The 13,397-nt window shown below is 70.2% G+C and carries 10 protein-coding genes and 1 pseudogene; all 11 read right to left on the bottom strand.

The window, feature by feature from the left end; translation table 11 throughout:
- Positions 1-329: pseudogene (locus ABH928_RS35670) on the bottom strand (2-oxoglutarate ferredoxin oxidoreductase subunit alpha); the annotation flags it as partial.
- Between the two features lie 192 nt (positions 330-521).
- The gene (locus ABH928_RS35675) at positions 522-1,226 is read right to left on the bottom strand and encodes a LuxR C-terminal-related transcriptional regulator (RefSeq protein WP_370072916.1); all 705 of its coding nucleotides are present in this window, start codon (positions 1,224-1,226) and stop codon (positions 522-524) included.
- A gap of 24 nt (positions 1,227-1,250) precedes the next feature.
- A complete protein-coding gene (locus ABH928_RS35680) occupies positions 1,251-2,261 on the bottom strand; it encodes a polyprenyl synthetase family protein (protein ID WP_370072898.1) in 1,011 nt (336 codons plus the stop codon).
- Between the two features lie 160 nt (positions 2,262-2,421).
- Positions 2,422-4,062 (bottom strand): NADH-quinone oxidoreductase subunit NuoN, encoded by a 1,641-nt coding sequence (gene nuoN, locus ABH928_RS35685; RefSeq protein ID WP_370072899.1) that lies wholly within the window; start codon positions 4,060-4,062, stop codon positions 2,422-2,424.
- Positions 4,059-5,699: an NADH-quinone oxidoreductase subunit M gene (locus tag ABH928_RS35690; RefSeq protein ID WP_370072900.1), complete on the bottom strand. Its 1,641-nt coding sequence runs from the start codon at positions 5,697-5,699 to the stop codon at positions 4,059-4,061. Before ABH928_RS35690 ends, nuoN begins: the two co-directional genes overlap by 4 nt.
- Positions 5,696-7,594 (bottom strand): NADH-quinone oxidoreductase subunit L, encoded by a 1,899-nt coding sequence (gene nuoL, locus ABH928_RS35695; protein ID WP_370072901.1) that lies wholly within the window; start codon positions 7,592-7,594, stop codon positions 5,696-5,698. The genes ABH928_RS35690 and nuoL overlap by 4 nt, the downstream gene beginning before the upstream one ends.
- Positions 7,595-7,613: 19 nt before the next feature.
- Positions 7,614-7,913: an NADH-quinone oxidoreductase subunit NuoK gene (gene nuoK / locus ABH928_RS35700; protein ID WP_370072902.1), complete on the bottom strand. Its 300-nt coding sequence runs from the start codon at positions 7,911-7,913 to the stop codon at positions 7,614-7,616.
- Positions 7,910-8,869, bottom strand: coding sequence for an NADH-quinone oxidoreductase subunit J (locus ABH928_RS35705; protein WP_370072903.1), 960 nt, complete (start codon positions 8,867-8,869; stop codon positions 7,910-7,912). The genes nuoK and ABH928_RS35705 overlap by 4 nt, the downstream gene beginning before the upstream one ends.
- Positions 8,866-9,465: an NADH-quinone oxidoreductase subunit NuoI gene (gene nuoI / locus ABH928_RS35710; protein WP_370072917.1), complete on the bottom strand. Its 600-nt coding sequence runs from the start codon at positions 9,463-9,465 to the stop codon at positions 8,866-8,868. Before nuoI ends, ABH928_RS35705 begins: the two co-directional genes overlap by 4 nt.
- A 1-nt stretch (position 9,466) precedes the next feature.
- A complete protein-coding gene (gene nuoH, locus ABH928_RS35715) occupies positions 9,467-10,816 on the bottom strand; it encodes an NADH-quinone oxidoreductase subunit NuoH (RefSeq protein WP_370072904.1) in 1,350 nt (449 codons plus the stop codon).
- Positions 10,813-13,359, bottom strand: coding sequence for an NADH-quinone oxidoreductase subunit G (locus ABH928_RS35720; protein WP_370072905.1), 2,547 nt, complete (start codon positions 13,357-13,359; stop codon positions 10,813-10,815). Before ABH928_RS35720 ends, nuoH begins: the two co-directional genes overlap by 4 nt.
- Between the last annotated feature and the right edge of the window lie 38 nt (positions 13,360-13,397).

The following is a 13,397-nucleotide window of genomic DNA, read 5'->3' on the forward strand; positions in this document are numbered from 1 at the left end:
GCCGGGTTCATCGCCACCAGCACGTCCGGCGCGTCACCCGGCGTCAGGATGTCGTGGTCCGCGAAGTGCAACTGGAAACTGGACACGCCCGGCAGCGTCCCGGCGGGCGCCCGGATCTCCGCCGGGAAGTTCGGCAGCGTCGACAGGTCGTTCCCGAATCCCGCCGTCTCCGACGTGAACCGGTCACCGGTCAACTGCATACCGTCGCCCGAGTCCCCAGCGAACCGGATCACGACCCGGTCGAGCCGCTTGACCCGTTTCCCGGCGTCCTGGGCTCCGTCGTGGGAATCGTCGAACGCAGAACCCGTCTCCTCGACCCTGCTGGTCACGACCTTGGGCCTCCCTCGTCACCGATAGTGGTGGTGGTGCTCCGCTGAAATCCTATGTCGCCACACCCGCCGGGCGGGGGATCACAGCCCTAGGATATCTGACACACCGTCAGGAACTTGTTCCCGTCGATCCGCACCCTGCCGGGCCCCGCTCGACTCGCGCACGAGCGGGCTGCGGCCTTCAGGGACGGCTCAGGAGTTCAGGTAGCGCAGCACCGCCAGCACCCGGCGGTGGTCCTCGGGGCTCTGGGTCAGGCCGAGCTTCAGGAAGATGTTGCTGACGTGCTTCTCCACCGCTCCGTCGGAGACCACCAGCTGCCGGGCCACGGCCGTGTTGCTGCGGCCCTCCGCCATCAGGCCGAGGACCTCGCGCTCGCGCGGGGTGAGTGCGTCCAGCGTGTCGCGGCGGCGACTGCGGCCGAGTAGCTGGGCCACCACCTCCGGGTCCAGCGCGGTGCCGCCCGCGGCGACCCGGCTGACGGCGTCGGTGAACTCCCGCACCTCGGCGACCCGGTCCTTGAGCAGGTAGCCGACCCCGCGGGTACTGCTCGCGAGCAGCTCGGAGGCGTATCGCTCCTCGACGTACTGGGAGAGCACCAGCGTGCCGACCTCCGGATGGCGGGCCCGCAGTTCGATGCAGGCCCGGACGCCCTCGTCGGTGTGGGTCGGCGGCATCCGGACGTCGGCCACCACCACGTCGGGCACGCCACCGTGCGATTCACCCCCGCGCGATTCACCCCCGCGCGATTCGCCGGCCGTGGAGGAGAGCCGGTCGACCAGCGCCAGCAGCGCCTCACCGTCGCCGACCGCGCCGACGACCTCCATACCCCGGTCGGTCAGCAACCGGGTCAGCCCGTCGCGGAGCAGGACCGAGTCTTCAGCGATCACCACGCGCAGGGCGCCGGAGGTAGCAGGCATGGATCACATGGTACGGAGCGCCACCGCGTCGCACAGGCCTTCCAGGGCGGACTTGGCCGGGCAGGACGGGAGCGGGCGGAGCAGGTCCCTGGCCTCCTCGGCCCAGCGCAGCGTGTCCTCGCGGGCCTGGGCCAGCGCCGGGTGGGCGCGCATCAGCCGCAGCGCCTCGGCATGCGGCTCGTCGTCCTCGATCGGCCCGGCCGTCAGCTCGCGCAGCCGCAGGTCGCCGGGGACGGACGGGTCCGGCTCCGTGGCGCGCAGCAGCAGGACCGGCAGCGTGGGGACGCCCTCGCGCAGGTCGGTGCCGGGCGTCTTGCCGGACTCGCGGCTCTCGCTCGCCACGTCCAGGATGTCGTCGGCCAACTGGAACGCGGTGCCGATGCGCTCGCCGTACTGGGTCAGTATGTCGACGACCCGCTCGTCCGCTCCGGCCAGCAGCGCGCCCAGGTGACAGGAGACCGCGATCAGCGAGCTGGTCTTGCCGGAGAGCACGTCCAGATAGTGGCGGACCGGGTCGTCGTTCGGGCCGGGACCGGCGGTCTCCAGGATCTGGCCGGTGACCAGCCGCTCGAACGCCTGTGCCTGGAGCCGGACCGCCTTGGGCCCGAGGTCGGCCAGGATCTGCGAGGCGCGGGAGAAGAGGAAGTCGCCGGTGAGGATGGCGACCGAGTTGTCCCAGCGGGCGTTGGCGCTGACCGCGCCGCGGCGCATCGACGCCTCGTCCATCACGTCGTCGTGGTACAGCGTCGCCAGGTGGGTCAGCTCGACCACGACGGCGGCCGGAATGACGCCCGGCGCGTTGGCGTCGCCGAACTGTGCGGCGAGCAACGTCAGCAGCGGACGGAAGCGCTTGCCGCCGGCGTGCAGCAGATGCTGTGCGCCGACTGTGATGAACGGCACATCGCTCTTGGTGGCGTCGGCGAGCGCCTGTTCGACGGCCATCATGCCCTCGCGGACGTCGGCCTCCAGTGCCTGATCCTGCACGCTCAGCCCGAAGGGCCCCACGACGGTCACCGGGAACACTCCTGTCGCTGGTCGGGTGGCTGGCGGAGAGAAGCCATCAAAGGGCAGCGTATCCGGTCGGGAGTCGATCACCACGCGCGCCCGGCCTACGAGGAGTGCAGGCCGGGCGCGCGGGGGCCGACGGGTGCGTCACCGGACGAGTACGGGTGCGTCACCGTACGAACAGGGATGCCTGGTTCGCAAGATGCAGGAAGTACTCCGGCAGCACGCCGAGGACGACGGTGACCACCGCGCCCAGGGCGATCGCCGTCCCGGTCAGCGCGCTCGGCACGGCCACGGTCGGGCCGTCAGGACGCGGGTCCGAGAAGAACATCAGCACGATGACCCGGATGTAGAAGAACGCCGCCACCGCCGAGGAGAGCACACCGACGATCACCAGCGGCGTGGCGCCGCTGCCCGCCGCGGCCTGGAAGACCGCGAACTTCCCGGTGAAGCCGGACGTCAGCGGGATGCCCGCGAAGGCCAGCAGGAAGAGCGCGAAGACCGCCGCGAGCAACGGCGAGCGCCGACCGAGCCCGGCCCAGCGTGACAGGTGCGTCGCCTCGCCGTCCGCGTCCCGGACCAGGGTGACGACGGCGAACGCGCCGAGCGTGACGAAGGAGTAGGCGGCCAGGTAGAAGAGCACCGCCGACAGCCCCGCCCGGTCCGTCGCGATGACGCCGGTGAGGATGAACCCGGCGTGGGCGACGGAGGAGTACGCCAGCAGCCGCTTGACGTCGGTCTGGGTCACCGCGATGACCGCGCCGGCCACCATGGTGAGGATCGCCACGCCCCACATGACCGGCCGCCAGTCCCAGACCAGGCCGGGGAAGGCCACGTAGAGCAGCCGCAGCAGCGCGCCGAAGGCGGCCACCTTGGTCGCGGACGCCATGAAGCCGGTGACCGGTGTCGGCGCGCCCTGGTAGACGTCCGGGGTCCACATGTGGAACGGGACCGCGCCGACCTTGAAGAGCAGGCCGACGCCCAGCATGGCCAGACCGATCAGCAGCAGCGCGTCGTTGCCGGTGGTCACCGCCAGCGCCGGGGTGACCGGCGCCCGGCCCTCGACCACGGCGGCGATCCCGCTCAGCTGGACCGTCCCTGCGTAGCCGTAGAGCAGCGCCAGGCCGAAGAGGAAGAACGCCGACGAGTACGCGCCGAGCAGGAAGTACTTGACCGCCGCCTCCTGCGACAGCAGCCGGCGACGACGTGCCAGCGCGCAGAGCAGGTAGAGCGGGAGGGAGAAGACCTCCAGCGCCACGAACATGGTCAGCAGGTCCGAGGCGGCCGGGAAGAGCAGCATCCCGCCCACCGCGAACATGGTCAGCGGGTACACCTCGGTGGTGGCGAACCCGGAGTTCGCCGCCCGCTTCTCCGGGTCGCTGCCGGGGACGGCCGCCGCCTGCGGGGCGAAGGAGTCCACCAGTGCTCCGGTCGACGACCTCGGCTCCAGCCGTCGCTCCGCGAAGCCCAGCACGGCGACCACCGCGATCAGCGTGATCACGCCCTGCAGGAAGAGTGACGGACCGTCGACCGCGACCGCGCCCATGGCGGCCAGGTCCGCCTTGTTGGTGGCGTAGCCCTGCGCGGCCAGCGTCACGATCAGCCCGAAGGCGGTGGCCAGGCCGAGAAGGGCGATGCCGACCTGCGTCCGGTACCGGTGCCGACGCGGCACGAACGCCTCCGCCAGCACGCCGACCAGCGCCGCGCCGAAGACGGCGAGCATGGGCGACAGCTGCCAGTACTCGAGGTGCGGCGCAGGGATGGGCGGCACGGTGGTGACCGCCGCCAGGGTGGTGAGATGCGCGCTCACTGGCCGCCTCCCGTAGTGGTGTTGCCGGCCGTGTTGGTAGAACTGCCCGGGTTCGTGGTGGCGACGTTGACGTGCGGGGCCGGGTCGGTACGCCCGACCTGGGAGAGCGTGGTGTTGACCGACGGGTTGACGATGTCGGCGATGGGCTTCGGGTAGATGCCCAGCACCAGCAGCATCGCGATCAGCGGTGCCACGACTACAAGTTCACGGGCCTTCAGATCGGCCACCTTCTCGTTGCCGGGCTTGATCGGGCCGGTCATGGTGCGCTGGTAGAGCACCAGCACGTAGAGCGCGGCCAGGACGATGCCCGCCGTGGCGACGATGCCGAGCGCCGGGTACCGCTCGAAGGTGCCGACCAGGACCAGGAACTCGCTGACGAACGGGCCGAGTCCGGGCAGCGACAGGATCGCCAGCCCGCCGACCAGGAACGTCCCCGCCAGCACCGGCGCGACCTTCTGCACCCCGCCGTAGTCGGAGATGAGCCGACTGCCGCGCCGCGACATCAGGAAGCCCGCCACCAGCAGCCACGCCGCCGTGGAGACACCGTGGTTGACCATGTAGAGGGTGGCCCCGGACTGGCCCTGGCTGGTCAGCGCGAAGATGCCCAGGATGATGAAGCCGAAGTGCGAGATGGACGCGTAGGCGACCAGCCGCTTGATGTCCTTCTGACCCACCGCCAGCAGCGCGCCGTAGATGATGCTGATCACCGCCAGCACCAGGATCGTCGGTGCGAAGGTCTTGCTCGCCTGCGGGAAGAGCTGCAGGCAGAAGCGGAGCATCGCGTAGGTGCCGACCTTGTCGACCACCGCCGTGATCAGCACCGCCACGCCCGGCGTGGCCTCGCCCATGGCGTTGGGCAGCCAGGTGTGCAGCGGCCAGAGCGGCGCCTTGACGGCGAAGGCGAACATGAAGCCGAGGAAGAGCGCGTTCTCCGCGATCGGCGAGAAGTGCAGCGTGCCGTTCTGCAGCGCGTTGGTGATGGAGACCAGGTCGAAGGTGTGGGTGATGGTGTAGAGCCCGACCACCGCCGCCAGCATCACCAGGCCGCCGAGCAGGTTGTAGAGCAGGAACTTGACCGCCGCGTAGCTGCGCTGCCTGGCGTCCTCCCCCGCCGTCCGGTCGCCGAAGCCGCCGATCAGGAAGTACATCGGGATCAGCATGGCTTCGAAGAAGACGTAGAAGAGGAAGACGTCGGTGGCCTCGAACGAGAGCACCACCATCGCCTCGACCGCCAGGATCAGGGCGAAGAAGCCCTGGGTGCGGCGGTTGCGCTCGAAGGTGCCGGAGTCGTCAGTGATCGGGTCGGCGTCGTGCCACGACGCCAGCATCACGAACGGCACCAGCACCGCCGTCAGTAGGATCAGCACCACCGCGATGCCGTCGACGCCGACGCTGTAGCCGATGCCGAACTGCGAGATCCAGCTGTGGTATTCGGTCATCTGGAAGCGCGCCCCGCCCGGCACGAACCGGGCGGTGACGATCGACGCGATCGCCAGCGTGGCGACGGAGAAGACCAGCGGCACGACCTTGTTGCGGTCCCGGCTGCGGGCGTTGGTGGCCGCAGGCAGAGCCGCGGTGACGATCGCGCCGACGGCGGGCAGGGCCGCGGTGACGGTCAGCCAAGGAAATGAGCTCATGCGACAGCCCTCATCAAAAGCGTCGTTGCCGCCAGCACCAGCGCGCCGCCGAACATGGACAGGGCGTAGGAGCGGACATAACCGTTCTGGAGCTTGCGCACGCGCCCGGAGGTGCCGCCGACCAGTGCGGCGATGCCGTTGACCAGCCCGTCCAGGCCCTTGCCCTCCAGGTAGACCAGGAAGCGGGTCAGGTGCGAGCCGCCGCTGACCAGGACCACGTGGTTGAAGTCGTCCTGCAGCAGGTCACGCCGGGCCGCCCGGGTGAGCGCCGAGCCCAGTGGCGGAACGGCCGGGACCGGCTTGCGCCCGTACATCAGCCAGGCGACGGTGACGCCGAGGACCAGCACCACCATCGTCCCGATCGTCACCTCGGTGGTGCTCAGCGGCGAGTGGCCCTCCTGGAGGCCCGTGACCGGGCTGAGCCAGTGGACGAAGGAGCTGTTCAGGTTGAACAGGAAGCCGGCCGCGACCGAGCCGAAGGCCAGGATCGCCATCGGGACGCCCATCACCAAGGGCGACTCGTGCGGGTGCGGCTCGTGGCCCTCGGCGTCCGGATGCCAGCGCTTCTCGCCGAAGAAGGTCATCAGCATCACGCGGGTCATGTAGAACGCGGTCACGGCCGCGCCGATCATCGCGCAGGTGCCGAGGATCCAGCCCTCGGTGCCACCGTGGCCGAACGCGGCCTCGATGATCTTGTCCTTGGTGAAGAAGCCGGACAGACCCGGGAAGCCGATGATGGCCAGGTAGCCGAGGCCGAAGGTGACGAAGGTCAGCGGCATGTACTTCCGCAGGCCGCCGTACTTCCGCATGTCGACCTCGTCGTTCATGCCGTGCATGACCGAACCGGCGCCGAGGAAGAGCCCGGCCTTGAAGAACCCGTGGGTGACCAGGTGCATGATCGCGAAGACGTAGCCGATCGGCCCGAGCCCGGCGGCCAGCACCATGTAGCCGATCTGCGACATGGTGGAACCGGCGAGCGCCTTCTTGATGTCGTCCTTGGCACAACCGACGATCGCACCGAAGAGCAGCGTGACCGTGCCGACCACGACGGTCGCCAACTGGGCCGTGGGCGCCAGGTTGAAGATGGCCGAGGAGCGGACGATCAGGTAGACGCCGGCGGTCACCATGGTGGCCGCGTGGATCAGGGCCGAGACCGGGGTCGGGCCCTCCATCGCGTCGCCGAGCCAGGACTGCAGCGGCACCTGGGCGGACTTGCCACAGGCGGCCAGCAGCAGCATCAGGCCGATGCCGGTCAGCGTCCCCTGCGTCGCCTGCGAGGCGTGCGCGAAGACGGGGGTGAAGGCGAAGGTGCCGAAGGTGGTGAACATCAGCATGACCGCGATGGACAGGCCGACGTCGCCGACGCGGTTGACCAGGAACGCCTTCTTGGCGGCGGTCGCCGCGCTGGGCTTGTGCTGCCAGAAGCCGATCAGCAGGTAGGACGCCAGCCCGACGCCCTCCCAACCGACGTAGAGCAGCAGGTAGTTGTCGGCCAGCACCAGGAGCAGCATGGCCGCGAGGAAGAGGTTGAGATAGCCGAAGAACCGGCGGCGCTTCTCGTCGTGCGCCATGTACCCGATCGAGTACAGGTGGATCAGCGAGCCGACGCCCGTGATCAGCAGCACGAAGGTCATCGACAGCTGGTCCAGCTGGAACCCGACCTCGGCCTGGAAGCCGTTGACCGGGATCCAGGTGAACAGATGGTCGGTTTCCGGGCGTTGGGCCGTCGAGCGGCCCAGCATGTCGAAGAAGAGCGCCAGCCCGACGCCGAAGGAGGCGAAGGCGGCGACGGTGCCGAGCAGGTGCCCGAATCCGTCGAAGCGGCGTCCGCCCAGGAGCAGCAGGGCAGCTCCCGCCAGCGGAACCGCGACCAGTAGGGGGATGAGATTGTCCACGGTCAGTCAGCCTCCGCCGCTACAGCTTCATGAGGTTGGTGTCGTCGACCGAGGCCGAGTGACGGGTGCGGAAGACGCTCACGATGATGGCGAGACCGACGACCACCTCGGCCGCCGCGACCACCATGGTGAAGAAGGCGATGATCTGCCCGTCCAGGTTGCCGTGCAGCCGGGAGAAGGTGACCAGGGCCAGATTGCAGGCGTTGAGCATCAGCTCCACGCACATGAACAGCACGATCGCGTTGCGCCGCACCAGCACACCGACAGCGCCGATGGTGAAGAGCAGGGCCGCGAGGTACAGGTAGTTGACGGGGCTCACTGCTGCTCCTCCTCCCTCTCAGCCAACTCGTTCTCCTCGTTCTCGCGCAGCTCTTCCTGGCGCAGCTCGTCCTGGTGCAGGTCGTCCTGGTGCAGGTCCCGCTCGTCCTGAGCCCGCTCCAGCTCGTCCTGGGCCCGTTCCAGCTGGGCCAGTTCGGTGCCGGCGCGCTGCTTGGGCGTCTTCCGGCCGAGCCAGTCGGCGGTGCCGGTCTCCAGGTCGCCCATCCGGCGCAGCAGGTCGGTGCCCACGCGGCGCATCTGGCCGCGCTGACGCAGCGTCGGGTTGACGCTGATCTCGGCCGGGCTGCCGTCCGGCAGCAGGCCGGGAACGTCGACCGCGTTGTGCCGGGCGTAGACGCCGGGCGCGGGCAGCGGCGTGACCTGCTGGCCCAACCGGACCCGCTGCTCGGCCAGTTCGCGCTGGCTCTGGCGGACCTCGGTGGCCTCGCGGTGCGTCAGCACCATCGCGCCGACCGCCGCCGTGATCAGCAGCGCGCCGGTGACCTCGAAGGCCCAGACGTACTGGGTGAAGATCAGCCGGGCCAGGCCCTGGACGTTGCCGCCCGACGCCTGGTCGGCCGCGCCGACGCCGGTGAAGTTCCGCAGCTTGGCGTTGGCGATCCCGGCGCAGAGCAGCACGCCGAAGCCGATCCCGCCGACCACCGCCGCCACCCGCTGACCCTTGAGCGTCTCCTTGACCGAGTCGGCCGAGGTGACGCCGACCAGCATCACGACGAAGAGGAAGAGCATCATGATCGCGCCGGTGTAGACGACGATCTGGACGATGCCGAGGAAGACCGCGCCCTGGGCCATGTAGCAGATCGCCAGCGCGATCATCGTCGCGGCCAGGCAGAGCGCGGAGTGCACCGCCTTGCGCATGAGCACCATGCCAAGCGCGCCGCCGACGGCGATCACCGCCAACACCCAGAACTGCACGGCCTCTCCGGTTGAGGTCATGCCGTCACCTCTTCCGCTTCATCCGCTTCTTCCGCGTCCGGAGTTGCCTCGGGCTTCTCGCCCTTGCTGACGGCGACCTGACGCTCCGTGCCCGGGGCGGCCTCGGTGACGTGACCCTGGTAGTAGTCGCGCTCGTCCATGCCCGGGAAGATGGAGTGGGGCGAGTCGACCATGCCCTCGGTCAGTCCGGCGAGCAGCTCCTCCTTGGTGTAGATGAGCGACTCGCGGGAAGTGTTGGCCAGTTCGTACTCGTTGGTCATGGTGAGCGCCCGGGTCGGGCAGGCCTCGATGCAGAGTCCGCAGAGGATGCAGCGGGCGTAGTTGATCTGGTAGACCCGCCCGTACCGCTCGCCCGGCGAGTAACGCTCCTCGTCGGTGTTGTCCGCGCCCTCGACGTAGATGGCGTCCGCCGGGCACGCCCAGGCGCAGAGCTCGCAGCCGACGCACTTCTCCAGCCCGTCCGGATGCCGGTTGAGCTGGTGCCGGCCGTGGAACCGCGGCGCGGTGGGCTTCTTGTACTCCGGGTACTGCTCGGTCAGGCGCTTCTTGAACATGGCCTTGAAGGTCACGCCGAAGCCTGCGGCGGGTCCCAACATGTCAGGCACCGTCGTCTCCCTTCAGTGCGGGAACAGTGGTGGACTCCGCACCGACAGGGACGGCCCGCGAGGGTCGCCTGGGCACGGCCGGAAGCTGCTGACCCGGCATCGGCGGGACCGGGAAGCCGCCCGCCATCGGGTCGAACGCCTCAGCTTCAGCGGGCGGCGCTGCCGCGCCCTTCTTCGGCCGCAACATGTCGACCACCAGCGAGACCAGCAGCAGCGCGATCACCCCGCCGCCGACATAGAGCACGATGTGGGAGAAGTTGTAGCCCTGGTCCCGCAGCGCCCGCACGGTGGCGACCATGACCAGCCACACCAGCGAGACCGGGATCAGCACCTTCCAGCCCAGCTTCATGAACTGGTCGTAGCGCAGCCGGGGCAGTGTGCCGCGCAGCCAGATGAAGACGAAGAGCAGCAGCTGGATCTTGACGATCAGCCAGAGCATTGGCCACCAGCCGTGGTTGGCCCCCGCCCAGAAGGCGGTGATCGGCCACGGCGCCCGCCAGCCGCCCAGGAACATCACGCTGGCCACGGCCGAGACCGTCACCATGTTGATGTACTCGGCCAGCATGAACATCGCGAACTTCAGCGAGGAGTACTCGGTGTTGAAGCCGCCGACCAGCTCGCCCTCGGCCTCCGGGAGGTCGAACGGCGCGCGGTTGGTCTCACCGACCATCGACACCAGGTAGACCAGGAAGCTCACCGGCAGCAGACAGGCGAACCAGGTCTTCGACTGCGCGTCCACGATCGCCGAGGTCGACATCGACCCGGAGTAGAGGAAGACGGCGGCGAAACTGAGACCCATCGCGATCTCGTACGACACCATCTGCGCCGCCGAGCGGAGCCCGCCGAGCAGCGGGTAGGTCGAGCCGGAGGCCCAACCGGCCAGCACGATGCCGTAGATCCCGATCGACGCGGTGGCCAGGATGAACAGGATGCCGACGGGGAAGTCGGTCAGCTGCATCGTGGTCCGGGTGCCGAAGATGGAGATCTCGTGGTCGGCCGGGCCGAACGGGATCACCGCGAAGGCCATGAAGGCCGGCATCGCGGAGAGGACCGGGGCCAGGATGAAGACCGCCTTGTCGGCGGCGCTGACGACCAGGTCCTCCTTGAGCGCCAGCTTCACGCCGTCGGCGAGGCTCTGCAGCATGCCCCAGGGGCCGTGCCGGTTGGGGCCGATGCGCAGCTGCATCCAGGCGACGACCTTGCGCTCCCAGACGATGGCGATCAGCACCGTCAGCACCAGGAACGCGAAGCAGAACACCGCCTTCAGCAGCACCAGCCACCAGGGGTCGAGGCCGAAGAAGGAGAGGTCCTCGGCCGCGAGTTGCACCGAGTGAGGCATCATCGCTGCTCCTCCATGCCTTCCATGCCTTCAGAAGAGTTGTTCGTGCCCAGCGCCACGATCCGTCCCGGGACCGCGCCGAGCGCCCGCGCCGCAGAAGTACCTGCGGAGTTCAGCGGGAGCCAGACCACCCGGTCCGGCAGTTCCGCAGTGATCGCCAGCGGGAGCGTCACGCTGCCCGCCGGGCCGGTGACGGTGAGCGGCGCGCCGTCGGCGACGCCGACCTCGGCCGCGGTGGCGGGCGAGAGCCGGGCCACCGCCGGATGCCGGGTACCGGCCAGGGCGGTGTCGCCCTGCTGCAGCACGCCGTTGTCGAGCAGTTGCCGCCAGCCCGCCAGCACCGCCTCGCCCGCGCTGGGACGCGGCAGCGGTCGGGCCAGCTCGACCGGGGCGTCGGCGCGCTCGCCGCGCCAGGGCCCGAGGGCGTCCAGCTCGCGCCGGGCGGCCGTCAGGTCCGGAAGCCCGAGGTGCTTGTCCATCGCGTCCGCCAGCATGTGCAGCACCCGGAGGTCGTCCTCAAGGTGACGCTGCGTCATCTGGTCGGGCTTGAGCGCCGCTTCGAAGAACCGGGCGCGGCCCTCCCAGTCCAGGAAGGTCCCGGCCTTCTCGGCGACCGCCGCCACCGGCAGCACCACGTCGGCGCGTTCGGTGACCGCGCCGGGCCGAAGCTCCAGGCTGACCACGAAGCCGACCCGTTCCAGCGCCAGCTCGGCGGCGGCCGGGTCCGGCAGGTCGTCGGTCTCGACGCCGCCGACCACCAGCGCGTCCAGCTCGCCCCCGGCCGCTGCGGCCAGGATGGCGGTGGTGTCGCGCCCGTGGCGGTGCGGCAGTTCGGCCAGGCCCCAGGCAGCGGCGACCTCGCGGCGCGCCTCCGGGTCGGTGGCCGGACGGCCGCCCGGCAGCAGGCCGGGCAGGGCCCCCGCCTCGACCGCGCCGCGCTCGCCCGCCCGGCGCGGGATCCAGGCCAACTGCGCCCCGGCCAGCCGGGCCAGCCGCAGCGCGGCGCTGTAGCCGCCCGCGGTCCCCGCCAGCCGTTCGCCGACCAGCACCACCGCGCCCGGCTCGCGCAGCCTGCGCGCCGCCTCGCCCGCGTCGCCGTCCAGCGGCTCGCCCTCGGCCAGCGCCTCCAGCCACTCGGCCTCGGTGCCCGGCGCGGCCGGGAGCAGCGTCCCGTCCAGCTTGGTCAGCCCGCGCGAGGCGTGGGTGGCGATCGCGTACACCTTGCAACCGGACGAGCCGGCGCCTCGTGCCCGCGCCGCCTTGCGCAGCCGCAGGAAGACGATCGGCGACTCCTCCTCGGGCTCGAAGCCCACCAGCAGGACCGTTTTCGCGTTCTCCAGCGTCGCGTAGTCCACGGCCGCCGTACCGCCGACCGACCTGCCCCCTACAGACCTGCCGTCCAGGTCCACGCCGTGACCGGCGACGGCGGCGGCCAGGAACTCGGCCTCCTCCGCGCTGTGCACGCGGGCCCGGAAGTCGACGTCGTTGGTGCCGAGGGCGACCCGGGCGAACTTGGCGTACGCGTACGCGTCCTCGACCGTCGACCGGCCGCCGACCAGCACGCCGGTGCGCTTGCGCCCCGAGGTCAGCCCCCGCGCTGCGGCGGCCAGCGCCTCCGGCCAGGACGCGGGCTCAAGCTCCCCGGTCTCGGCGTTGCGCAGCAGCGGGGTCCGGATCCGGTCCGGCAGCTGCGCGTAGCGGAACGCGAAGCGGCCCTTGTCGCAGCTCCACTCCTCGTTCACCGCCGGGTCGTCCCCGGCCTGACGCCGCATCACCTTGCCGCGCCGGTGGTCGGTCCGCGTCGCGCAACCGCTCGCGCAGTGCTCGCAGACGCTCGGCGAGGAGCTGAGGTCGAACGGCCGCGACCGGAACCGGTACGCCGCCGAGGTCAGCGCGCCGACCGGGCAGATCTGGATGGTGTTGCCGGAGAAGTACGAGCGGAAGTCGTCCCCCGCCCCGATGCCGACCTGCTGGAGCGCCCCCCGCTCCACCAGGTCGATGAACGGGTCACCGGCGATCTGCTCGCTGAACCGGGTGCAGCGGGCGCAGAGCACGCAGCGCTCGCGGTCCAGCAGCACCTGGGTGCTGATCGGCATCGGCTTCTCGTAGGTCCGCTTCAGGCCGTCGAAGCGGCTGTCGCTCTGGCCGTGCGAGAGCGCCTGGTTCTGCAGCGGGCACTCGCCGCCCTTGTCGCAGACCGGGCAGTCCAGCGGGTGGTTGATCAGCAGCAGCTCCATCACGCCGCGCTGCGCCTTCTCCGCGACGGGAGAGGTGAGCTGGGACTTCACCACCATCTTGTCGGTGCACTCGATGGTGCAGGAGGCCACCGGCTTGCGCTGGCCCTCCACCTCGACGATGCACTGACGGCAGGCTCCGGCCGGGGCCAGCAGCGGGTGGTCGCAGAAGCGCGGGATCTCGACGCCGATCATCTCGGCGGCGCGGATGACCAGCGTGCCCTTGGGCACCTTCACCTCGACGCCGTCGATGGTGACGGTCAGGAGTTCCGTCTCCCCGGCCTTGCCTGTTTCGGGGACCGTTGCGGTCACGCCAGCACTCCGTTCTCGCTCGGGTCGAAGTCACCGTG

Origin of the sequence: Streptacidiphilus sp. MAP5-3 (genome assembly GCF_041262505.1) — a bacterium.
GTDB lineage: Bacteria > Actinomycetota > Actinomycetes > Streptomycetales > Streptomycetaceae > Streptacidiphilus.

Coding starts and splice junctions, on each gene's coding strand:
- nuoH (WP_370072904.1), bottom strand. CDS start 10,816: ATGATGCCTCACTCGGTGCAACTCGCGGCCGAGGACCTCTCCTTCTTC.
- ABH928_RS35690 (WP_370072900.1), bottom strand. CDS start 5,699: ATGAGCTCATTTCCTTGGCTGACCGTCACCGCGGCCCTGCCCGCCGTC.
- nuoI (WP_370072917.1), bottom strand. CDS start 9,465: ATGTTGGGACCCGCCGCAGGCTTCGGCGTGACCTTCAAGGCCATGTTC.
- ABH928_RS35705 (WP_370072903.1), bottom strand. CDS start 8,869: ATGACCTCAACCGGAGAGGCCGTGCAGTTCTGGGTGTTGGCGGTGATC.